This window comes from Rhizobium laguerreae (assembly GCF_002008165.1).
GTDB lineage: Bacteria > Pseudomonadota > Alphaproteobacteria > Rhizobiales > Rhizobiaceae > Rhizobium > Rhizobium laguerreae.
In genome coordinates this window covers 678,241-699,388 of the sequence record NZ_MRDM01000014.1, presented here as the reverse complement: position 1 = coordinate 699,388, position 21,148 = coordinate 678,241, and the positions used below count along the sequence as shown (strand labels likewise).

Here is a 21,148-nt window from a genome sequence, read left to right as displayed (position 1 = left end):
GACCATCCGACTCCGTTTGAGCCAACAGAATGCTTCAATCTGATCCGGAAAGGCTCTAGCCGCGCCCAAGCTCCTCGCCGATCAGATCGATGAAGCGGCGGACACGCGGTTCCAGCAGGCGCTTGTCGGGATAGAGCGTCACGATCTTTGCGTCGTCGGTTTCGAGGTCGGCCAGGATCTGCCGGAGACGGCCGGCAGCGAGATCGTCGGTGACGAGAAAATCGGGAAGCAGTGCGATGCCCAGCCCCGCCAAGGCGGCGTCGCGGATCGCCTCTCCGCTGTCGAGCCTCAGTCGGCTGCGGCCCCGCGCCTTGATCCAGGAGCCGCCTTCCCCGCGAAAGCGCCAGCCCTGCCTTTGATTGCGGCCGGCGGAGATCAGGCAGTCGTGGACCGCGAGATCGTCGACATTGCGCGGTTCGCCGCGCTCGGCAAGGTAGGATGGGGAAGCGCAGAGCCGCGCCTTATAGGTGGCGATCACGCGTGAGACCAGGCGGGTGTCCGTCGCCGTCGCGCCGACCCGGATCGCCAGATCGAAGCCTTCCTCGACAATGTCGGCCAGGCGATCGGTGAAGCTCACTTCGACCTGGATGTCGGGCCAGGCCCGAAGATATTTTTCAAGCAAGGGCAGCACGACGAGCCGCCCGAAAGCATCGTCAACGGTAAGCCGGAGAACGCCTCGCGGCGTGCTGTCCTGCCCCGCAACGCTTGCTTCCGCCTCGTCGACCGACACAAGGATCCGCAGCCCGCGCTCGTAAAACATCCGGCCTTCTTCGGTCAGGCTCAACGTCCTCGTCGTGCGGTTGAGGAGGCGCACGCCGAGCCGGTCTTCCAGACGGATGACAGCCTTGCCTGCCGCCGAACGCGACAGGCCCACGGCCTGGCCGCCGGCGATAAAGCTTCCGGCATCGACGACGGCCATGAAGATCAGAATATCGTTCAGGTTCGTACGCGGCATCAGGCAACTCGCGCGGTTCGGCTACAGCCATAAGTCGGTCAGTCATGGGATCGATTCAAGGTTCCGACCATCAACGTCCAACGCGGCAGTAAGGTCCGACCGCTTCGCTTCTGTGTCGACATGCCTTCGTCAAACAACCTGCTATAGCAGCCATCGCACCGGATCGCCGGTCAACAAGGGTGGCGGGGGCACGACAAACAGGCAGGAAAGGGACATGGCCGCCAATGCCGGCTGACGCGCGGCCGGCGTCGACTTCAGACAATCGGGGTTCTGCCGAAAGGGCCTTGGAGAGCCGGACTACAGCATATCGCCGAGACTCCAATGGTTGTTCCATCGGACGTCGATCTCGTCGTCGACATTCTGATATCTTATGTCGGTGGAGAGGCGCAGCCGCCGGCTGCGGTCCTGGTTGGTGGTCGAGGCGTGGATCATATAGGGCGAGTGGAGCACCACGTCGCCGGCCTCATAATCGGCGGCGAGCCAGCGGGTGTCGAAGCGCTCCGCCATATCGGGCAGATCCTTCGAGATCCAGCCGCCTTCCGCCATATGGCGGTTATAGGCACTGACCCGCTCTTCCGCAGAAAGATCGCCGCTTGCTGCCTGGAACTCGGCCTCCATCCTGACGCCCAGCGCGTGCGAACCTTCGAGATAGACCAGGCCGCCCATCTCGGTCGGGATGTCGCCGATCGGAATCCAGGCCGTCACCAGGCGCCTGGTGCCGCCGCGGAGATAGACGAGATCGTAGTGGGCGGGTGTGGCCGTCGGCGTTCCCGGCTGGACGAAACGCATGATCTTGCGCTTGTGGAGATAGGAGATACCCTGCAGGAAATCGTCCATGAATCGGGCGAGTGGCGGTTGCGCGCAGAAGCCTTCATAGGCGGCGGAGCGGACGAGCGACATCAGGCGCCTGTCCGCCAGGCTCCTGTCGAAGCCACCGGCAGACGCCAAGCCCAGCGAAAAATCGCTTCCGGGCTCGACCAGCCCGGTTTCGGCGAGGCGTTCGAAGACCCAGCGGCGGAAATCGATCACATCGGCCCGCGGCAGAAGGCCTTTCAGCCAGACATAACCATCGTCCTGATAGCGGCGGCGGATGGCGTCGATGCCGATGCCGGGATCGGTCGGCGCGAGCCAACCGACTCGCTCAACGGGCAAGGTTCTGCCAGTTGCGGCAAGAGGAAATTCCATCTTGCGAGCTTGTATGACCTCTGCAGCAATTGACATTTCACTCCTCCGTCGCTTGAGTTGGCTTGTCATCAATTACCTGATCCGGCATACCAACCGACATAGAGGAAATTCATAGCTGGACTTTTCGCTCACCATGAGAGATGCCGAGGCCATCTATAGAACACCGCTCAGCGCGGCCGGCGGACTGGCAGTCACCGGCAGCGGCAGGCAGCATGCCCGCCGCGCGGTGACGGACCGGAAACTACCGAATTTTGCCGTCGTGTTGGTGGAGCGGGGGCAGGGTTGGCTGGAAACCGCCGCCACCGGCCGCATGAGCCTGACCGGACCTGCACTGTTCTGGCTGTTTCCCAACCGCGTGCATTCCTATGCCCCCGACGAAGGCGGCTGGGACGAGCGCTGGGCGCTTTTCGAAGGGTCGTTCACGCGGGACTTCGTGAGGCTGAGGATCATCGCGGAGCGACATCCCGTCGTGGCCCTGCATCATCTCGACGAGGTGGTGCGGCTCTTCGGCAAGCTTCATGCCGATCTGCTTGACGACACCAACCTCGGGCAGGCGTCGGCGGCATTGATGCTGCATCGCATCGTCGTATCAGCCGCCAGACAGGCAAGCGGCGCGGCCGATCGACGCCAGGAAAGGCGGGATATGGCCGACATCGTGGAAACGCTACGGCGGCGGGCGATGCAACCGTTGGACCTTGCAGCCTTTGCCGGCGAGCATGGCATGTCTCCGGCCACGCTGCGCAGGCGGTTCACGCTCGAGACCGGACTGCCTCCCAAGGCATTTCAGCTTCGGGCGCGCATGGATCATGCCAAACAACTACTGGCAACCACCGACGAAAAGATCGAAACGGTGGCCGCCATGATCGGCCTCGATGACCCGTTTTATTTTTCGCGGGTCTTTCATGAACGCGAGGGCTGCAGCCCTCGCGAATTCCGTGCGAGATATCCGCGGGCTTGAGAGCCCGGCAGCGGCGGCCGTATCCCGTTTTCACGAAGTCGTGTATGATGACGGGGCGTTGGAGACGACCTTTCATGGCGTCGGTAATATTTTCGCCGAACCACCAATTACGGCGTGTTACCGGCAGGAAGGTTTCGTTGTCCGATTGGGGAACGTCCGGCTTCGCTCATTCGCGAACGTTCCGGATCGGGAGGGGAAAATGACGTCCAGCGCATTGAACGCCGACCTTGCGTCGTCGAGACCATCCATCATCCACGCGGCGGTTCAATTGGGCCTCGTCGCGCTTCTGGTCTATGTCTGTGCCAGGATCATATTGCCGTTCATGGGCATTCTGCTTTGGTCGGTGATCCTGGCGGTCATGCTTTATCCCTTGCATCTGCGCCTGTCCGGTCGGATCGGCAATCGGTGGTCGGCATTTCTCATCGGGATGGTCGGCGTTGCCGTGGTGCTGGTGCCCATGCTCGTCGTGGTCACATCGCTTGGGTCTTCCATTTACTGGCTTGTTTCCGGCTTGCAGAACCACAGCCTCACGATCCCGCCGCCGCCAACGTGGCTTGCCGACCTGCCGGTGATCGGAGCGAAGCTCTCGGAGGGCTGGTCGCTCACTGTCGCCAATCTGCCGTTGGCGCTCAGTCAATACGGCCAGATGCTGAGCAAGCCTGCTGCGTGGCTCGCATCCTTCGCCGGCGGCCTGGCCACTGGTGGCTTGTCCTTCGTTCTTTCCATCGCGATCGCCGCCGTGCTTGTCGCTTATGCCAAGGGTGCTGCGGCATTTGCCCTCCGTCTGCTGGAGCTCATCACCAATAGCAAGGCGCGGGGTGCCCGGCTTGTCCATCTGACCGCCGCTACCATCCGGGGCGTGGCGGTCGGCGTGGTCGGCGTGGCGGTGATCCAGTCGATGCTCGTCGGCATTGGCTTCTTCGCTATCGGCCTTCCGGCTGCCGGTGCTCTGACGCTCGTCACGTTTCTCTTGGCGGTCGTGCAGATACCGCCGCTGCTGTTGACGCTGCCCGTCATGGCCTATGTTTTCGCCACGGAAACGACAACACCGGCAATCATCTTCGCCATATGGTCTTTGGTCGCCGGGCTGAGCGACAATTTGCTCAAACCCTTGATGCTCGGCCGTGGATCGGACGTGCCAATGCCGGTCATCTTGGTGGGTGTCATCGGAGGGATGATAGCCGACGGCCTTCTCGGCATATTTGTCGGTCCCGTGTTGCTGGCTGTTGGCTTCGTGTTGCTGATGGAATGGTTGCATCAGCGCCCGATCGAGGACGGACCCCAGATCGAAGGTCCGGCCCCATGATTACAGTCATTGGTCTCGGCCTGCTTGCGATGTCGATGTGCCTCGCGCTCCAGGCACTGGCTTCAGTGCTGGCCGCGCGTTATTTTGCTCACGCGCGCACGCAACCCGTGGGCCGAAAGCCTCGGCGGAGGATCTTCCTGCAATTCGCGGTGTTGATGATCGTCCTCATGCTGGGCAATATCTTGCAAGTCGCTTTCTGGGCGCTGTTATATCGTGCGCTCGGCGCCTTCGAGGATTTCGAAACGGCCATGTATTTTTCGGGCGTCACTTTCACGTCGCTTGGTTATGGCGACGTGGTGCTTGACGGTCGTATCCGGCTGCTTGGGCCGCTGCAGGCAGCCAACGGGCTGATGATGTTCGGGATCACGACGGCGTTCTTCTTCTCGGCCATCCAGCAGGCCATGGGGAAATTGGCTGTGGCAAATCAAACCGCGCATGAGCCGTAGTGTGCTGGAGCCGGCGAAGACAGCTCGCCGGGAACGAACATCAGCGCCAACCCATCGCAGGCGCGACATGGGTGAGGATCGCTTCAATGACATGGGCGTTGTAATCGACGCCAAGCTGGTTGGGGACGGTGAGCAGCAGCGTGTCGGCTTCGGCAATCGCCTCGTCGTCGGCGAGCTGCTTGATCAGGGCGTCGGGCTCGGCGGCATAGCTGCGACCGAAGATTGCGCGGGTCTTCTCGTCGATGAAGCCGATCTTGTCCTCACCGTCGTTGCCGTAACCGAAATAGGCGCGGTCGCGATCATCGACCAGCGCGAAGATGCTGCGGCTTACCGAGATGCGCGGCTGGCGCGTGTGGCCGGCCTCTTTCCACGCCTCGCGGTACGCCCGGATCTGGTCGGCCTGCTGGACATGAAAGGGCTCGCCCGTCTCGTCGTCCTTCAGCGTCGAACTCTGCAGGTTCATGCCGAGCTTGGCCGCCCAGACGGCGGTGGCGTTGGAACTTGCGCCCCACCAGATCCGCTCGCGTAGGCCCTCGGAATGCGGCTCGAGGCGCAAGAGGCCGGGCGGATTGGGAAACATCGGCCGCGGGTTCGGCTTGGCAAACCCTTCGCCGCGCAGCACTTCGAGGAAGACTTCGGCATGGTGGCGAGCCATGTCGGCCTCGCTCTGGCCTTCGGGCGGGGCATAGCCGAAATGGCGCCAGCCATCGATCACCTGTTCAGGTGAACCGCGGCTGATGCCGAGCTGCAGGCGGCCGCCGGCGATGAGGTCGGCCGCACCGGCATCCTCGGCCATATAAAGCGGGTTCTCGTAGCGCATGTCGATGACGGCGGTGCCAATCTCGATCCGATTGGTTCTAGCACCGACGGCTGATAGCAGCGGGAAGGGTGCGGCCAGCTGTCGGGCGAAATGATGCACGCGAAAATACGCTCCGTCAGCCCCGAGTTCCTCGGCCGCCACCGCAAGCTCGATCGACTGCAGCAGCGCATCGCCGGCCGAGCGCGTCTGCGATTGAGGTGAGGGCGTCCAGTGCCCGAACGAGAGGAAACCGATCTTCTTCATGCCGATGCCGCACCTTGATCTGTTGTATCTGGGGTCGACCGGTCATCGCACAGTTTCGGCCCGGAAGACAATCGGGACCGGAAGTCCCATCTCAAGATCACGCGCCGCCAACATTCTCCATCTGCTGCCGCACGCCGTTGAAGACCTGCGCCGGCACGCGCAGCCCGGCATCGTCCTGGTAGAGGGCCTGCAGCTCGCCGAAGCGTTGGTCTACGTCGACCGTCAGCGCAGCGAGACGATCGAAGCGCGCCAAGCCATCCGGAGATATTTCTTCCTCGGGATGCGGCATCGCTCCCCAATCGTCCCAGGGAAGCATCTCCATGTTGTTGAGGGCGGCGAAGTCGCGCACGAGGTTCATGGCGATGAACCAGAAACCGAACTCGTCGAAGATGCCGAATTTGCCGGGGTCGGCGGCGCCGGCGCGGCAGCGCTGCCAGGTTTCGCCGGCGCTCTGGAATTTGCCCGGCGGCTGGTCGAGGGGATCAAAATCGAGCTGCAAGGCGGCGCGCTGAAGATCGTCGATCTGGAAATCCGCGGATACCCAGCGCTCTCCGTCCCAATATTCGGCGATCCAGTGATCGATGCCCTCGCCGGCCTCGAAATACATGCCGAAGCCGCAGCGGGCACGTGCCGGGATGCCCTGGGCCTTGAGTGCCGCGCAGGCGAGCACGGTGAAATGGCGGCACACGCCGATGCTGCGCTTCTCCGGTGGGCGCGGGATGTCGAGTGGGGCGGGATCGATCCCCATGATCGTATCGAGTATCTCTCGCGCCGGCCGCGTGTGTGACTGCGCCCTTCGCGCCGGGGTGAGCGGCTGATTGTAGCGCGGAGCCCAGGCTTCATGCAGCAGCGCGCCTTGCACGGCCGCAGCAACGGTTTCGACGCCCTTGAGCGCTGCAAGGGCGGGGGCATGCGACCCGGCCGATGTCATCTGGCCGGGGCGCGTGTAGAAATCGACAGGGCTCTCATATCCGCTCATGCCGGGCAGTATGATAAAACCAGACCAACGGAGCAAGGTCCCGCGGACCATGCGTGAGGCCCGCGAGCGGATCACGGGTCCTTATCGCGCAGCCTGAAACGCCACCTGGCCGTTGTTCAGGAAGCACGTCCTGTCGAACAGTTTCAAGTCGAGCGGGTTCGGCAGCCTGATATCGGCGATATCAGGCAGGGCTTTTGCGATCGCTGGTAGGATGGAGGCGTGGGCTGCGCCAGAATCAGATCATAGCGCAGAAACCGCGCGGCCGAAAATCGCCTGCGTTGCCTCCGGGCGAAAAATGCATGATGTCCTCAAGCGGAAGCAGAGAGAATTGCCGTAAGCGGCTGAGAGGGTGTCGATTTCGCGCGACGGGCGGCGAAATCGCTCGGATCAATAATAGGCCGATTTGAACGGGGCGATGGCGGCCCCCATAGCCGATGCGTCGCTTGCTATCTCGGAGATGATCAGCTTCGGGCGGGGGCGTGGCACGCCGTAGCGGGGGCGGTCGTAGATCTCGGTGCGATCGATCAGCATCTGCGCCAGGGCCGGCGGAATCTGGCCGCCGAAAACGATCCCCTGCGGATCGAAGATCGCCCAGATCGCATTGATGAGGCGGTTATAGGCGGGCGTCACCTCGTCCACCCATTCCACGACGCCCGGCCATTTCGGGTCGAAATGCTTGCGCATATAGCTGATCGAGGGGACGTCGACGCCATTGCGGTTGAGATTTTCGATCAGATATTGCAAAGCCGGCCGGCGCTTATTCTCCTCGGCGTCGTAGATGCCCGAGAATTCGCCAGCATTGCCGATGCCGTTATGCAGCAGCTCGCCGTTGCTGATCAGGCCGCCGCCGAAGCCGTAGTTGAAGCTCAGATAGGCGAAGTGCCTGATGTAGCGGCCGGCGCCGAACATGGATTCGGCGACCGTTCCCGCCTTGCCGCCATTATGCGCCCAGACCGGCTTGCCGAAAAACTCCGACAGTAGCGGTCCGAGTTCGATGAGCGACCACTCGTGTAGCGGCAGCGGGGCATTGTAGCGGGTGCCGCTGACGTGAAAGCCGGCGATGGCAAAGCCGATCCCGAAGAAAGTCTCTTCCGAGAGGTTGTTCATCCTTTGATGTTCGATGAGCTGTTGGCGAACGAGATCGAGCGCCTGGGCCATCGAACGTTCCCGCAAGGCGACGCTACTCTCGGCCAGTACGTTGCCGGCGAGATCCATCAGGCAGATGCCGATCACGTCGGTATTGACCGAGATGCCGCAGGAATAGGCGTAGCGGCCGTCGAGCCGGAGCGTCGGGCTCGGCTGGCCGCGGCCGGCGCCGGGTTTCGGCGAGCCGAAGGAAATGATGCCGCGCTCCTCCAACTGGTCGATGATGCGATAGACGGATTGCTGGGTGAGGTCGGTGTGGCTGGTGACTTCGGAGCGTGAGAGGCCGGGATTGCGCCAGATCAGCCGCAGGAGATCGCGTTCGTTAGAGGAGACGACGCCGCCGCCTTCGCGCAGGAAACGTGGCGCAATCAGCGGCTCCGGGAAATAGGCCATATCCAACACCTCTGCCGTCAATAATTACCATAGGCGTGTAGTAATTAGTGTCGCCTCCGCCGGCATATCCGATATGCAGCCTATAGCAGCAGCCTCACCGCGCTACAAGCGCTTCCGTTCGTCACTAAATTGTTACACGTAGCGTGTAGTAATCCGCCGTCACGGCGTCGGCGCTTGAAGCCGGCCGATCAAATCAGGCGAGGACAAGATGAAGATTTCCATTCTGGCGGCTGCGGCCGCGCTGATGGCGGGCGCGTGTTCCGCGCAGGCCGCCAATATCGAATTCTGGTACGGCAATACCGGTGTCGTCGAAAAGGCGATCCAGGACCAGTGCAGCGCTTTCAATGCCGCGCAATCGGAGCATCACGTCACCTGCGTCGGTCAAGGCAGCTACGAAGTGTCGATGCAGAAGGCGATTGCCGCCTTCCGCGCCAAAAAACATCCCGTTCTCATCCAGTTCTTCGACGCCGGCACGCTCGACCTGATGCTGTCCGATGCCGTCGTGCCGGTCCAGGAGGCGCTGCCCGAGGTCAAGTGGGACAATTATATCGCCGGCGCGCGGGCCTATTACGAAACCTCCGGCGGCGCGCTTTTCGCGCAGCCCTACAATGCCTCGACGCTGCTGTTCTACACCAACAAGACCGAGCTCGAGAAAGCCGGCATCACCAAGACGCCTGCGACCTGGGAAGAGATCATCGAGGCCGCCCGCAAGCTGAAGGCCTCAGGTCATGCCTGCCCCTTCACCACCGATGGCGACACCTGGCGGGTGCTCGAACAGTTTTCCGCCCGCCACGGGCTGCCGGTCGCCTCAAAGCATAACGGCTATGACGGTCTCGACGCCGAATATGTGCTCAACACGACCTTCGCCGCCCAGCATCTGCAGAACCTGGTCGATTGGCGCAAGGAAGGCCTCGTCAAGCTCAATGCCGATACCAAGGCCGGCAACTTCACCGCCGCCTTCAACACCGGCGAATGCGCGATGATGGAGAATTCCTCGGGCTCCTATAGCGCCTCGGCCAAGGCGTTCGAAGGCAAATACGAACTGTCAGTCGGCATGGCGCCGATGTATGAGGGTTACGAGCGCCACAACACGCTTGTCGGCGGCGCCTCGATCTACATCATGAAGGGTCACGACAAGGCCGAGGTCGAAGGCGCCAAGGCCTTCCTCGACTTCGTGCGCCGTCCCGAACAGCAGATGTTCTTGACCGCCGCCACCGGCTACGTCCCCGTCACCAACGACGTGATGGATGCGATCGCCAAGAGCGGCGAGGCGAATTCGCCGAAATATGCGACGGCCGCCGTCGGCATCGAATCGATGAACCAGCCGCGCACCCCGGATACCCGCGGCATCCGTCTGGGCTTCTATGTGCAGTTCCGTCAAGTCTTCGTGGAAGAGACGCAGAAGGCCTTTGCAGGCCAGGAGACCATGCAGGTGGCGCTCGACAATGCCAAGAGGCGTGGCGACGAGCTGCTGCGCCGCTTCGAGCAGACCTACAAGGGCGTGAGGATGCAGTGATCCCGACATCTCACGCGCGGGACGTTTGAACGTCCCGCGCGTCCTACGCACGGGCGCGTCCCGCGCTCCCGTGCGGTCTTCCAATGCAGGGCTTCTCCATGACGTCGGAATCTTCTCTCTTCAGCCACCGCTGGCTGCCGCTTCTGCTGGTAGCGCCGCTTATGCTGCTGATCGCACTCTTCTTCTACGTGCCTGTTTTTCAGGCCTTCTACTGGTCATTCTTCCTCGAGCGCCCCTTCGGCGGTGGCTCGATGTTCGTCGGCTGGGATAATCTTGCCCGCGTGTTTTCCGATCCGGAATTCTGGAAGAGCTGTTGGCGCACCATCGTCTTCATGGTCACTGCCTCAGCGCTTGCGGTCGCGGTCCCGCTGATCCTTGCGGTCGCGGCCGACCGGAAGATCCGCCTGTCGCTGCCGGCGCGCAATGTGCTCGTCTGGCCGAAGGGGGTTGCCGGCGCCTCGATCGGCATCGTCTTCGCCTTCATCTTCAATCCCTTCGTCGGCGTGCTCGCGCCGCTCAACTCAGCCTTTCCCGGCATATGGGCGCCCGGCATCGACGGCACAGACGCCTTCATCACGCTGATCGCCGCGCATGTCTGGGGCGGCATCCCGTTCAATTTCGTCATCCTGCTCGCCGGCCTGCAGTCGATCCCGAAGACCATGCACCAGGCAGCCGCAATGGATGGGGCAGGGCCGTGGCGGCGCATCTTCGACGTGCAACTGCCGCTCATCATGCCGCAGCTCTTCCTGACGCTGGTGCTCGAGTTCACCGAAAGCGTCACCTCGGGCTTCGCGCTGATCGATACGATCACCGATGGCGGTCCCGGCGGCGCCACGACGCTGCTGGTCTATAAGATCTATACCGACGGCTTCAGCGGCTACGACCTCTCCGGCGCCTCGACCCAGACGGCGATCCTGATGGTCTTCATCGTCCTCCTCACCGCCGCCCAGTTCCTCTTCCTCGGCCGGCGCATCAACTACGAGCGGTGACCCCATGATCGAAAACGCACGTTCCCTCAACATCGCAGCCGGCTTCGTGCTCATCGTCGGCATCGTCTATATCCTCGGGCCGCTCTATCTGACGCTGGCGACGGCCTCGCAATCCTATGAATTCATCCTGCGCAACGGGCTCGCCTGGTATCCCGGCGACCAGTTTTTCGCCAACGCGGCGCACATCTTCACCGAGACATCAATCCCAATCCAGATGTTCAACAGTCTTGTGGTCGCCTTTGGCGATGCACTGGCGACCTGCGTCCTGTCGCTTCTGTCGGCCTATGCCATCGTCTATTTCCGTGTTCGCTGGGCGGGCGTGGTCTTCGCGCTCATCCTTGCGACCATCATGCTGCCGATCGAGATCCGCGTCATCACCACCTATCAGGTGGCGTCGAACGTGTTTTCGCCGGTCAACGCGCTGCTCGATATCACCGGCCTGAACGATCTGATCGCCCAGTACTTCGGCGCGCCGGTCAAGCTCGAATGGAGCGTGCTGAACACGCATTTCGGCCTGATCGCGCCGCTTGTGGCGCATGGCACCGGTACCTTCCTGTTCCGCCAGTTCTTCCTCACCCTGCCCAAGGATCTGTTCAAGGCGGCGCGCATGGATGGGGCAGGGCCGATCCGCTTTCTCTTCGATATCCTGCTGCCCTTGTCGCGCACCAGCTTCGCCGCGCTCTTCGTGCTGACCTTCCTCAGCGGCTGGACGCAATATCTCTGGCCGCTGGTCGCCGCCTCGACGTCAGACATGCAGACCGCCGTCGTCGGGCTGGCGCGGCTCGTGCCGGATTCGGACGGAGAGATCCCCGACTTTCCGATGATCATGGCCGGCGCCGTCATAGTTTCCATCATTCCGCTCGCGATGATCGCGCTCCTGCAGCGCTATCTGGTCCAGGGCCTCGCTCTCACGGAGAAATAGGCATGAACGCCATCGACATGGCCATCCGCGCCGCTGCCGCCAACATCACGCTATCAGGCGTCACCAAGGCCTATGACGCCGAGACCGTCGTCATCCCGCCGATGGATGTCGAACTCCGAGCCGGCGAATTCACCGTCGTGCTCGGTCCCTCCGGCTGCGGCAAGTCCACGCTGTTGCAGATGATCGCCGGGCTGGAGCGGGTGAGCGGCGGCACGATCGTCATCGGCGGCCGGCAGGTGCAGGATCTGGAGCCGAAACATCGCGGCTGCGCCATGGTGTTCCAGAACTATGCGCTCTACCCGCATATGAGCGTCTTCGACAACATCGCCTACAGCCTCAAGGTATCAGGCATGGCGAAGGCCGAGCGCATCGAGCGGGTCGGCGCGGTGGCGAAGATGCTCGGGCTGTCGGACTTCCTCGGCCGCAAGCCCGGGCAGCTTTCCGGCGGCCAACGCCAGCGCGTCGCGATCGGCCGCGCCATCGTACGCGAGCCCGGCGTGCTTCTATTCGACGAGCCGCTCTCCAACCTCGACGCTCAGCTCAGGCACGACATGCGTGTCGAGCTTGCCGAACTGCACCGGCGCATCGGCGCCACCACCGTCTTCGTCACCCACGATCAGGTGGAGGCGATGACGCTGGCGGACCGCATCCTCATCCTCAACAAGGGGCGGATCGAACAGTTCGACACGCCGAAAGCGATCTATCACCAGCCGGCCTCGGTCTTCGTCGCCAAATTCATTGGCGCGCCGCCGATGAACATCCTGCCTGTCATCGGCGACGGCACGGTGCTCAGGCTCGCCGACGGGCAGGTGGTGGCGCAGGCCCGGCTTACCGGCGCCTATCAGCTCGGCATCCGGCCAGAGGATGTCCTGATTGACGGCGGGGGCGACGGACATGTGGTCACGTCAGCTCTGCGGTTTCGCGAGGATCTCGGCTCGCACGCGATCCTGGCAGCCGAGCTCGGCGGCTCGGTCGTCAGGATCGCGACGCCCTTCGGCGTCGAGATACCGGATCACAGCCAACTCCTTCTCAATCTCCCGGCTTCCCGCCTGCATCTCTTCGATGCAGCGAGCGGCAGGGCCATACCCGGCGCCCTCAGCGCAAACTAAAGGAAGTCCCATGAAATACATCGACCACATTGCCGATCCGTCGCGTTCCTGCGCCATCGTCGCCCATCGCGGCGCCTGGCATCAGGCTCCGGAGAACAGCCTTGCCGCAATCGAGAATGCGATTGCCGGCGGCTATGACATCGTCGAGGTGGATATCCGCCAGAGCGCCGATGGCGTGCTGTTCATCCTGCATGACGACACGCTCGAGCGCATGGCCGGCATCGATCGCATCCCCGAGGAGATGACGATCGCCGAGATCACCAGCCTGCGGCTGCGCATGGCCGATGGCGGGCCGGACCAGCCGTTCACGACGCAGACGGTTCCGACGCTGGAACAGGTGCTCGAAACCGTACGTGGCCGCATCTTCGTCGATCTCGACCTCAAGGACCTCGAGATGATTGATATCGTCGCGGCCAAGGTCAAAGAGATGGGCATGGCCGACCAGGTCGATCTCAAGGCTCGCGCCGATACGCCGGAGGCGCTGGCCTGGCTCGCCAGGCAGTCCGGGATCGACGGCATTCCGTTCATGGGCCAGGCGTTTTTCAGGGTCGGGAGCGCCGAAGAGACCGCCAAGGCAGTCATCGCGGCGCGCCCCTTCATGTGCGAAGCCAAGTTCGACGAGCTTGAGACGCTGGCCGGCCAGCACGAACGTCTGCGCAACGCCGGGATCTCCCTCTGGGTCAACACACTCGATCCGGTCTCCTGCTGCGGCCTGACCGATAGTGCGGCCCTTGAATATCCCGATGCGATCTGGGGTCGGATGATGGCGGCCGGCATCAGCGTCATCCAGACCGACCAGCCCGCCGCGCTTAAGGCCTATATCGAGGGGCGCCGCGCATGAGGGACGTGTTGGACGACATATTCTTCGCCGTGATGGAGGATATGCGCCGGGCGGCGGAGGCGGAAATCCTGCCCCGCTTCCTCGGCGTCACCGCCGAGGGCATTCGCACCAAGACCGCGCCTGACGATCTGGTGACCGATGCCGATATCGGTGCCGAGCGACGGCTCACCGAAGCGCTGTCGGCGCACTTTCCCGAGGCGCTGCTGGTCGGCGAGGAAGCGGTCTCCGCCGATCCGTCGATTCTGACGCGGCTTGCCGACGCCGATCTCGCCGTTATCATCGATCCTGTCGACGGCACCTGGAATTTCGCCCATGGCCTGCCGCTGTTCGGCATGATCGTGGCGATCGTCTCTGCCGGCGAGACGGTGGCCGGGCTGATCCACTATCCCGTGACCGGCGATTTCCTCGCCGCCCGGCCGGGGCGAGGGGCGTGGCATATTGCCCGTGATGGCACGCAGACCCGGCTCAGCGTCGCGCCACCGGGGCCGATCGGGGAAATGCACGGCTTCGTGCCGCTGCATATGTTTCCCGCCGAGGAGCAACCGGTCTACGCTCAGGGCTTGCTGCATTTTGCCCGCACAACCACATGGCGCTGCTCGGCCTATGAATACCGGGCGGTGGCAACAGGCGCTATGAGCTTTTCGCTCAACGCCGAGCTCAAGCCCTGGGACCACGCCGCCGGCGTGCTGATCCACCACGAAGCCGGCGGCTACGGGGCATTGCTCAGCGGCGAAACCTATCGTCCTGCGATGACCAAGGGCCGGCTGCTACTGGCGCCGGATGCGGAAAGCTGGGAGGCGATCCGCCGGAGTTTTACGGAGGGGTGATAGCTCGGCACGTTGGCGGAAAGTCTGGCAAGGGCACTCACTCAAAGCGGACGCAAGACACTACCCCTCACCCTAACGGGGCGGGGGGACTTGCAATGCGACAGGTGAACGGTGGGAGCGGAGGTCGCGGTAGACGGATGAGGGATTTTATTTTGTGCCGATAGCGGTCGCTCGAACATCGTAACGACTAGCGGAAAGCTGAGCGGATTAGTATCGTCGCTTGCGGCGTTGCGCCACTCGCATGACAGGGTGATCGCATCAAGGCGCTTCACGACTCGCCAGAGGCGGCATGAAAATCATAGATAATACAACAACGTCCCGTGCAATGGTTGTATTCTCGGTCAACTGGCAGGGGATGCACTTGGCTCGCTGGTAGAGTTTCAGACGCCCCAGGAAATACGCCAGAAATATCCCCATGGCGTTCGCGAACTTCATGATGGCGGCGCATGGAACACCATTGCTGGTCAACCAACTGATGACTCCGAGATGGCGCTGGCTTTGGCCAGATCGATTGTCGCGGAAGGAGCATATGTTCAGGACGCTGCCCGACGGGCCTATGAAGATTGGCTGGCATCCAAGCCCTTTGACATTGGCCGGACGATATATAATGGAATTCGCTACGAGCCTGACCACCAAAGCCAAGCCAACGGTGCGCTCATGCGTGTGTCACCTCTCGGCATTTTGGATCTCAGCTTCCAACCGCACAGGTCGGGTTGTGGGCGGAACAGGACGCCATCATCACACATCCGAACCTTGTGTGCCGGCAGATCAACAATCTCTTTGCTCGCGCGCTATCGTACGCAATTGCCGAAGGCCCGACGCCTCGAGATGTTTATCAGACGATCAGAAAATGGTCCGATGAGCTTGGTGTCGATCACAGCATTCGTGATGCAATAGCCGCCGCCGAAAAGGAACCGCCAAAGGACTTCGTGAATCAGCAAGGCTGGGTCCTGATCGCGTTTCAGAATGCCATTTTTCAATTGCTGCATTCGAATTCCTTGGAGGACGGCGTAGTGAGCACCGTCTCAAGTGGTGGCGATACGGATACGAACGCAGCGATTGCCGGAGCTCTACTCGGTGCGATTCATGGGGAGTGCGCAATCCCCAGCCGATGGCGTGAATCGATACTTTCCTGCCGACCACACGAGGGAAACCCAAAGGTCGCGCATCCAAGGCCCGAACTATATTGGCCGGTTGATTGCATCGAGCTGGCCGGCCAGTTGTTGAAGAGGGCTGGCTAGCAATGCCCAATGCCATACCCATCCGCGGATCGGCGATCAATATGTGAACTCAAGCCAAAGGCGAAGCAATCGCCGTAAGTGCCAGGAAATGAGTCGGATTCTGTCGGCAGTATTGAGATCTGCCGCGGCGATCCGGACTTCACCTGGCCCCCGACAGGCGTTAAAAACGAAGCATGCGCTACACATTCGCCATAGGTGACATCCACGGCTGTATCGATCCGCTGAACAGGATGGTCGATCGGATCGAGGCTTATGCGTCTGAAGGGACCGTCGTCTTCGTTGGCGACTATGTCGATCGCGGGCCTGACAGCAAAAGTGTTCTCGACCGGATCATTGCCGGTCCATCTGAGCCGTGGAGATGGATCTGCCTGAAAGGCAATCATGAGGATATGATGGTCGCTGCCTATGCCGACGGTCAGAGCAGAGCCGTATGGCTCGGCAACGGCGGGCTGGAGACCGAAATATCCTATGGCGGCAGGGTTTTGCCGCAGCATCTGCAGTGGGCGGCCGATCGTCCGCTCATGCATGTCGACCGGCATCGCATCTTCGTCCATGCCGGCGTCGATCCGGCATTTCCGCTGGACCGGCAGAGCCAGGACGATCTTCTATGGATGCGGTTCCTGGCCGGTGAGCCAGGCGAATATTGGGGCAAACACCTCGTCCACGGCCATACGCCGTCACGGTCCAATCCGGTGACGACAGGAAACCGCACCAACATCGACAGCGGCTGCGTCTTCGGTGGCAAGCTTTCCTGCGCGGTGTTCGATGACGAGATTGCCGGCGGACCGATCGATTTTATCGCGGTGAGGGCGTGAACTTGGGAGGGCCGGCAGGGAGATATTACGGGAGGAGGCAGTGCGGCTTGCTCCCTCTTCTCCCCGCTGGGGAGAAGAGGGCGCGAGGTCGCCGCCCATTCAGGCTCGCCAGCCGGCGAGCCGCAGCCAGGGCGCCAGGTGGAAACCGCTCATCAGCAGGTACATCGGCACCATTCCGCCGATCGGGAAGGCATCCGGCGTCGTCGTGCAGATCATGTCGGCGCTGCCGGTCGTGGCCGTCAGCAGCGCCATGACCGCGAATGTCGGGGCAGCGGCAAGCGACAGCCAATCGGCGGCGTGGGTGGCGATCCGGCGGCCCGGGCTCGCCATGCCACTGCTCGGCTTAGCAACTGATCCGTCTGCTGCGGCGGCCAGCGAGAGCCATTCGGCGGCGTTGAGAGCGGCGTTGCCGTCGCCTCGCTCGGGAGTGTGGGCTGAAAGCAGCATCGGCGTCACTCCTTGCCGTACCGGTCGTGGTGGCGCCACCAGATGCCGGTTTCGTTGCGGCCCTTGGGTGCGCGGTCGAGCCATTGATACATGCCCCAGAGCCCGTCCAGCCCGCGCGCATAGCTGGAATAGCTGTGGTAGACGGCGCCATCGATAAGTTCGAAGGCGCTGACGCCCGGCCGGTCGCGGGTATAGGTGGGGACATCGGTGCCGGTCATGGCGGCGATCTGGGTGATCGGGGCCTCGCTGTCGCGCGGCTGCCATTCCTGGACAGTCCTGCCTGGGAGCGGTTCGGGAGCGGGCGGTTCGCGGCGGTAATTATAGTCTACCTCGCCCTGGTGCTGCTGCTCGGCAGAGAACCAGACGCTGAAATCGCCGTTGAAGTCGCTGCCGAAGGAGGAGGCCCAGGGAAAGCTCCAGTCCATCCGCTGCTTGAACGCTTCGAGCTTTGCGAGCGGCGCCCGCGAGACCGCCCAAAAGGCGACGTCGTGGTTCTCCAGGTAACGAAGAAGCCGTTGAAACCGTCAGCGATCGAGGAGCAGGAGGGGCATACCGCGGTATAATCCGGCCCGAACATGAAGTGATAGACGAGAAGCTGCGAGCGCCCGCCGAAGAGGTCTTTCAGCGAGATGCTGCCGGCGTCGGTGTCGAAGTGGTATTGCTTGTCGATCCTGACACGCGGCAATTGCTGGCGCTTGCTCGCCAGCGCGTCGCTCTGCCGGGTCAGCGCCTTCTCCTCTTCGAGCAAATCGAGGCGAGCCGCCAGCCATTGCTGCCGTGTTGCGTTCAGCTCTGTCGTCATGGGTCTTCTCCTTTGCCTGTCTCTCGTCGTAGCATCCGGCGCAGGCTTGCTTGCCGGTCGACGACAAATCTAAGGCCGGGTGGGGAAATGGTGGGAGTGACAAGTGTGACGGGATTTGAATGGACTCGCTGATCACGGCAGCGGCGCGGGCGCTGGCAGTGGGAGATGCGCTCGGCGCGCTGAAGCGTGTGGCGCTGCGCGACGATGCGCCGGCGCTGGCGCTGCGCGGCATTGCGATGGCGCAGCTCGGCGATCTCGTCCGTGCCAAGGCGCTGTTGAAGAGTGCGGCGCGTGCTTTCGGTCCGCGGGAGGCGGTGGCGCGCGCCCGCTGCGTGGTCGCCGAGGCCGAGATCGCGCTGGTCTCGCGCGATCTCACCTGGCCGCCCAAAGCGCTGGAGGGCGCGCGCAAGGTGCTCGAAGCGCATGGCGACAGGGTCAATGCCGCCCATGCCAGGAATGTCGAGCTTCGCCGGCTGGTGCTGATCGGCCGGCTCGACGAGGCCGAGCGGGCACTCGAAACACTCGACCCGACGCCGCTGCCGCCGGCGGCAAGGGCTGCCCACGAGCTGGTGGTGGCGGGTATCGCGATCCGGCGCCTGCAGACGAAAGCGGCGCGTGCGGCGCTTGACCGGGCGAGGCAGGCGGCGCGCGAGGCCGGTATGCCCGTGTTGACGGCGGAGGTAGAAAATGCCGCCGACGTACTCAACGCACCCGTGGCACGGTTGATCTCGCGCTGGCGGGAAAGTCCGCTGCGGCTTGAGGAGGTGGAAGAGTTGCTCGGCTCGGGCGCGCTCGTCGTCGATGCCTGCCGCCATGTCGTGCGAGACGATCAGCTTTCCGTGTCGCTGGCAACGCGGCCGGTGCTCTTCGCGCTCGCCCGAGCGCTCGCCGAAGCCTCGCCGGGGGATATGGCCAGGGGCACGCTCGTCGCGCGCGCCTTCCGCGGGAAACATGCCGATGAATCGCATCGTGCCCGGCTGCGCGTCGAGATCGGCCGGCTGCGCGCCGAGCTGCGGGCGCTCGCCGAGGTTTCGGCGACGAAACGCGGTTTTGCGCTTTCGCCGCGGCGAGCCGGCGAGACCGTCGTGCTGGCGCCGCTGGTCGAAGGCCAGCATGGGGCGGTGCTCGCCTTTCTCGCTGATGGCGAGGCGTGGTCGAGCTCGGCGCTGGCGATCGCGCTCGGCGCCAGCCCGCGCACCGTGCAGCGGGCGCTGGATTCGCTTGCCGGGGAGGCCAAAGTGCAATCCTTCGGGCGCGGGCGGGCAAGGCGCTGGATGAGCCCGCCGCTGCCCGGTTTCCCGACGATCTTGTTACTCCCGGGACCTTTGCCAAGCGACTAGTATGGCCTGACTGATGAAGATGGCCCTATGGGCGAACAGGATGGAAGAGATGAAAAAATCGGCTGCGACGATCATCCGTGAATATGGACCGTTTCCCGGCGCCGAGCGCGTCAACGGCGTCACCTTCGATGGTGAACACGTCTGGTTCGCCTCGGGCGACAGGCTGAATGCGCTCGATCCCGCAAGCGGCGAGGTGGTGCGCTCGATCGAGGTTGCGTCCCATGCCGGAACGGCTTTCGACGGCGAGTTCCTCTATCAGATCGCCGAGGATGTCATTCACAAGATCGACCCGAAGAGCGGACGTATCCTTTCCACCATCCCGGCGCCCGGCAATGGCGGCGATTCCGGCCTTGCCTGGGCCGAAGGCTCGCTCTGGGTCGGTCAGCACCGGGGGCGCCGGATCCATCAGATCGACCCGGAGACGGGCAAGATCCTCCGCACCATCGAATCCAACCGCGTCGTGACGGGCGTCACTTGGGTCGACGGCCAGCTCTGGCACGGCACCTGGGAGGGCGATGACAGCGACGTCAGACGCATCGACCCCGAAACCGGCGAGGTGCTGGAGCGGCTGGAGATGCCCGAGGGCACCGGCGTCTCCGGCCTCGAATCCGACGGCGCCGACTGCTTCTTCTGCGGCGGCGGCGCCAGCGGCAAGGTCCGCGCGATCAGCCGGCCGGCGCAGGGCAAGGAGGGGAAGGGGAAGTAGCCGAAGAGGCCGATGCGGCATATCTCTCCCCAGCGACATTCAGCTCGCCAGCAATCCGGGCGCCAAGTTGGAAGTCGACACCAAGGGTCAAGTTGTGGAAATTTCAACTGAGTGAGCGATTGATTTCGTCACGTGACGATCTACTTTCGCGGGCAGTGTCGAGGCTTCGGTGTCGGTCGAGGGGGCTGTACGCCAAGCCGGTGCGACGGTAGGGGGAGAGACTTTGAAATATCTGCGCACGACGCTCGGGCCTAAGAGCAAATCCGAACTTGGGATGATCCTCCCGCACGAGCATGTCTTCGTCGACCTTAGGACGCCCGACCAGCCCGGTTATGCCGAAGCTGAGATCGAAGACGTCGTTCGGCTGATGGCCCCTGAGATCGAACGGATCAAGAAGCTCGGTGTGACGGCATTGGTCGAATGCTCGACGGGCGGCGTCGGGCGCCGCGCGGATATCGATCTTGCCGTGTCGCTCGCGACGGATTTTCCGATCGTCGTTCCCACCGGCAATTACCGCGAGCCCTGGATTTCCGAATGGGTTCGCCATGCTTCCGAGAAGGAACTGGAGGCGTGGATGCTTGCCGAGCTGACCGAGCAGATCGGCGAGACCGGCTTCCAGGCGGGCTGGATCAAGCTCAGCGCCGGCGATGACGGCATGACGGCGCTCGAGACGAAAATCCTGCGGGCAGCCTCGCGCGCCGCGGCGCAGAAAGACGCCGTTATCGGCAGTCATACGATCAGGGGACGGGTCGTCATGGATCAGCTCGATGTCATCGAGGCGGAGGGCTACAGGGCCGACAGGTTCATCTCGATCCATACGCAGGAAGAAACGGACTTCGCCTATAACGTCGCCGTCGCCGAGCGAGGCGCCTGGATCGAATATGACCATGTCGGCCGGGGCGAGGACAACGAGGTGGCAGAGCTGGTGATCAAGGCGCTGGAAGCGGGCTGCGGCGATCGCCTGTTATTGAGTCATGACCGCGGCTGGTTCGATCCGGCGCTGCCGATGGGCGGAACACCCAAGCCTTACACCCATCTTTCCACGGTCTTGCTGCCAGAGCTGAAACGGCGGGGCATCGACGACGGGACCCTGATGCGCCTGACCCACGACAATCCGTTCGAGGCTTTCGCCCGATAGGTGGAGTGGCCAGGCACGGCCCAT

Annotated in this window: 20 protein-coding genes and 2 pseudogenes; 15 read left to right on the top strand and 7 right to left on the bottom strand. The window is 63.0% G+C overall.

The window, feature by feature from the left end; all coding sequences use genetic code 11:
- Window positions 1–55 precede the first annotated feature (55 nt).
- Complete coding sequence (locus BS630_RS19250) at window positions 56–955, bottom strand: LysR family transcriptional regulator (protein ID WP_077978662.1); 900 nt, start codon at window positions 953–955, stop codon at window positions 56–58.
- A gap of 297 nt (window positions 956–1,252) precedes the next feature.
- Entirely contained in the window at window positions 1,253–2,176 is a 924-nt protein-coding gene (locus tag BS630_RS19245) for a phytanoyl-CoA dioxygenase family protein (protein WP_077978661.1), read from the bottom strand.
- A gap of 97 nt (window positions 2,177–2,273) precedes the next feature.
- Here BS630_RS19245 and BS630_RS19240 point away from each other — a divergent pair, with 97 nt between their 5' ends.
- From BS630_RS19240 to BS630_RS19230, 3 genes are all read left to right on the top strand, one after another.
- On the top strand, window positions 2,274–3,098 hold the full coding sequence (locus tag BS630_RS19240; RefSeq protein WP_077978660.1) for a helix-turn-helix transcriptional regulator: 825 nt from the start codon (window positions 2,274–2,276) through the stop codon (window positions 3,096–3,098).
- A 199-nt stretch (window positions 3,099–3,297) separates the two neighbouring features.
- Window positions 3,298–4,404, top strand: a complete 1,107-nt coding sequence (locus BS630_RS19235) for an AI-2E family transporter (protein WP_077978659.1) — start codon at window positions 3,298–3,300, stop codon at window positions 4,402–4,404.
- Entirely contained in the window at window positions 4,401–4,850 is a 450-nt protein-coding gene (locus BS630_RS19230) for a potassium channel family protein (RefSeq protein WP_077978658.1), read from the top strand. Before BS630_RS19235 ends, BS630_RS19230 begins: the two co-directional genes overlap by 4 nt.
- A gap of 40 nt (window positions 4,851–4,890) precedes the next feature.
- On the opposite strand, the gene BS630_RS19225 is transcribed toward BS630_RS19230, so the two are convergent.
- From BS630_RS19225 to BS630_RS19210, 3 genes are all read right to left on the bottom strand, one after another.
- A complete protein-coding gene (locus BS630_RS19225) occupies window positions 4,891–5,913 on the bottom strand; it encodes an LLM class flavin-dependent oxidoreductase (RefSeq protein WP_025395152.1) in 1,023 nt (340 codons plus the stop codon).
- Window positions 5,914–6,010: 97 nt separating this feature from the next.
- Window positions 6,011–6,892, bottom strand: coding sequence for a transglutaminase-like domain-containing protein (locus tag BS630_RS19220; RefSeq protein WP_077979234.1), 882 nt, complete (start codon window positions 6,890–6,892; stop codon window positions 6,011–6,013).
- 387 nt (window positions 6,893–7,279) lie between these two features.
- Entirely contained in the window at window positions 7,280–8,431 is a 1,152-nt protein-coding gene (locus tag BS630_RS19210) for an ROK family transcriptional regulator (RefSeq protein WP_017961112.1), read from the bottom strand.
- 208 nt (window positions 8,432–8,639) lie between these two features.
- Here BS630_RS19210 and BS630_RS19205 point away from each other — a divergent pair, with 208 nt between their 5' ends.
- From BS630_RS19205 to BS630_RS19170, 9 genes and pseudogenes are all read left to right on the top strand, one after another.
- Entirely contained in the window at window positions 8,640–9,947 is a 1,308-nt protein-coding gene (locus BS630_RS19205) for an extracellular solute-binding protein (RefSeq protein WP_077978657.1), read from the top strand.
- Between the two features lie 98 nt (window positions 9,948–10,045).
- Window positions 10,046–10,936: a carbohydrate ABC transporter permease gene (locus BS630_RS19200; RefSeq protein WP_077979233.1), complete on the top strand. Its 891-nt coding sequence runs from the start codon at window positions 10,046–10,048 to the stop codon at window positions 10,934–10,936.
- A 4-nt stretch (window positions 10,937–10,940) separates the two neighbouring features.
- Window positions 10,941–11,858, top strand: a complete 918-nt coding sequence (locus BS630_RS19195; RefSeq protein ID WP_077978656.1) for an ABC transporter permease subunit — start codon at window positions 10,941–10,943, stop codon at window positions 11,856–11,858.
- A gap of 2 nt (window positions 11,859–11,860) precedes the next feature.
- Window positions 11,861–12,967, top strand: a complete 1,107-nt coding sequence (locus BS630_RS19190) for an ABC transporter ATP-binding protein (RefSeq protein WP_077978655.1) — start codon at window positions 11,861–11,863, stop codon at window positions 12,965–12,967.
- A gap of 10 nt (window positions 12,968–12,977) precedes the next feature.
- A complete protein-coding gene (locus BS630_RS19185; RefSeq protein WP_077978654.1) occupies window positions 12,978–13,808 on the top strand; it encodes a glycerophosphodiester phosphodiesterase family protein in 831 nt (276 codons plus the stop codon).
- Window positions 13,805–14,635: an inositol monophosphatase family protein gene (locus BS630_RS19180; protein ID WP_077978653.1), complete on the top strand. Its 831-nt coding sequence runs from the start codon at window positions 13,805–13,807 to the stop codon at window positions 14,633–14,635. The genes BS630_RS19185 and BS630_RS19180 overlap by 4 nt, the downstream gene beginning before the upstream one ends.
- A gap of 333 nt (window positions 14,636–14,968) precedes the next feature.
- Window positions 14,969–15,262 (top strand): annotated as a pseudogene (locus tag BS630_RS38440) (ADP-ribosylglycohydrolase family protein); the annotation flags it as partial.
- 86 nt (window positions 15,263–15,348) lie between these two features.
- A complete protein-coding gene (locus BS630_RS38435; RefSeq protein WP_280952162.1) occupies window positions 15,349–15,876 on the top strand; it encodes an ADP-ribosylglycohydrolase family protein in 528 nt (175 codons plus the stop codon).
- Window positions 15,877–16,049: 173 nt separating this feature from the next.
- Window positions 16,050–16,691 carry a metallophosphoesterase family protein gene (locus BS630_RS19170; RefSeq protein WP_077978652.1) on the top strand — a complete coding sequence of 214 codons (642 nt, stop codon included), beginning with the start codon at window positions 16,050–16,052 and terminating at the stop codon, window positions 16,689–16,691.
- Window positions 16,692–16,790: 99 nt separating this feature from the next.
- Here the strand turns inward: BS630_RS19170 and BS630_RS19165 are convergent, their stop codons facing one another.
- Together BS630_RS19165 and BS630_RS19160 are read right to left on the bottom strand one after the other, a co-directional pair.
- Window positions 16,791–17,138 (bottom strand): hypothetical protein, encoded by a 348-nt coding sequence (locus BS630_RS19165; protein ID WP_077978651.1) that lies wholly within the window; start codon window positions 17,136–17,138, stop codon window positions 16,791–16,793.
- Between the two features lie 5 nt (window positions 17,139–17,143).
- Window positions 17,144–17,940, bottom strand: a pseudogene (locus BS630_RS19160) (DUF899 domain-containing protein).
- Window positions 17,941–18,059: 119 nt separating this feature from the next.
- On the opposite strand from BS630_RS19160, the gene BS630_RS19155 reads away from it, so the two are divergent.
- The 3 genes from BS630_RS19155 to BS630_RS19145 all read left to right on the top strand — a co-directional run bounded on the left by BS630_RS19155 (window position 18,060) and on the right by BS630_RS19145 (window position 21,124).
- Entirely contained in the window at window positions 18,060–19,280 is a 1,221-nt protein-coding gene (locus BS630_RS19155) for a helix-turn-helix domain-containing protein (protein ID WP_077978650.1), read from the top strand.
- A gap of 49 nt (window positions 19,281–19,329) precedes the next feature.
- Entirely contained in the window at window positions 19,330–19,986 is a 657-nt protein-coding gene (locus BS630_RS19150) for a Vgb family protein (RefSeq protein ID WP_077979232.1), read from the top strand.
- 223 nt (window positions 19,987–20,209) lie between these two features.
- Entirely contained in the window at window positions 20,210–21,124 is a 915-nt protein-coding gene (locus tag BS630_RS19145; RefSeq protein ID WP_077978649.1) for a phosphotriesterase family protein, read from the top strand.
- Window positions 21,125–21,148: the final 24 nt, after the last annotated feature.

Bases quoted from the DNA above. Each gene is read 5' to 3' on its own strand.
- BS630_RS19180 (WP_077978653.1), top strand. From the start codon at position 13,805: ATGAGGGACGTGTTGGACGACATATTCTTCGCCGTGATGGAGGATATG.
- BS630_RS19245 (WP_077978661.1), bottom strand. From the start codon at position 2,176: ATGTCAATTGCTGCAGAGGTCATACAAGCTCGCAAGATGGAATTTCCT.
- BS630_RS19220 (WP_077979234.1), bottom strand. From the start codon at position 6,892: ATGAGCGGATATGAGAGCCCTGTCGATTTCTACACGCGCCCCGGCCAG.
- BS630_RS19185 (WP_077978654.1), top strand. From the start codon at position 12,978: ATGAAATACATCGACCACATTGCCGATCCGTCGCGTTCCTGCGCCATC.
- BS630_RS19230 (WP_077978658.1), top strand. From the start codon at position 4,401: ATGATTACAGTCATTGGTCTCGGCCTGCTTGCGATGTCGATGTGCCTC.
- BS630_RS19235 (WP_077978659.1), top strand. From the start codon at position 3,298: ATGACGTCCAGCGCATTGAACGCCGACCTTGCGTCGTCGAGACCATCC.
- BS630_RS19210 (WP_017961112.1), bottom strand. From the start codon at position 8,431: ATGGCCTATTTCCCGGAGCCGCTGATTGCGCCACGTTTCCTGCGCGAA.
- BS630_RS19165 (WP_077978651.1), bottom strand. From the start codon at position 17,138: ATGCTGCTTTCAGCCCACACTCCCGAGCGAGGCGACGGCAACGCCGCT.
- BS630_RS19195 (WP_077978656.1), top strand. From the start codon at position 10,941: ATGATCGAAAACGCACGTTCCCTCAACATCGCAGCCGGCTTCGTGCTC.
- BS630_RS19205 (WP_077978657.1), top strand. From the start codon at position 8,640: ATGAAGATTTCCATTCTGGCGGCTGCGGCCGCGCTGATGGCGGGCGCG.
- BS630_RS19155 (WP_077978650.1), top strand. From the start codon at position 18,060: ATGGACTCGCTGATCACGGCAGCGGCGCGGGCGCTGGCAGTGGGAGAT.
- BS630_RS19225 (WP_025395152.1), bottom strand. From the start codon at position 5,913: ATGAAGAAGATCGGTTTCCTCTCGTTCGGGCACTGGACGCCCTCACCT.
- BS630_RS19240 (WP_077978660.1), top strand. From the start codon at position 2,274: ATGAGAGATGCCGAGGCCATCTATAGAACACCGCTCAGCGCGGCCGGC.
- BS630_RS19150 (WP_077979232.1), top strand. From the start codon at position 19,330: ATGAAAAAATCGGCTGCGACGATCATCCGTGAATATGGACCGTTTCCC.
- BS630_RS19170 (WP_077978652.1), top strand. From the start codon at position 16,050: ATGCGCTACACATTCGCCATAGGTGACATCCACGGCTGTATCGATCCG.
- BS630_RS19190 (WP_077978655.1), top strand. From the start codon at position 11,861: ATGAACGCCATCGACATGGCCATCCGCGCCGCTGCCGCCAACATCACG.
- BS630_RS19200 (WP_077979233.1), top strand. From the start codon at position 10,046: ATGACGTCGGAATCTTCTCTCTTCAGCCACCGCTGGCTGCCGCTTCTG.
- BS630_RS19250 (WP_077978662.1), bottom strand. From the start codon at position 955: ATGCCGCGTACGAACCTGAACGATATTCTGATCTTCATGGCCGTCGTC.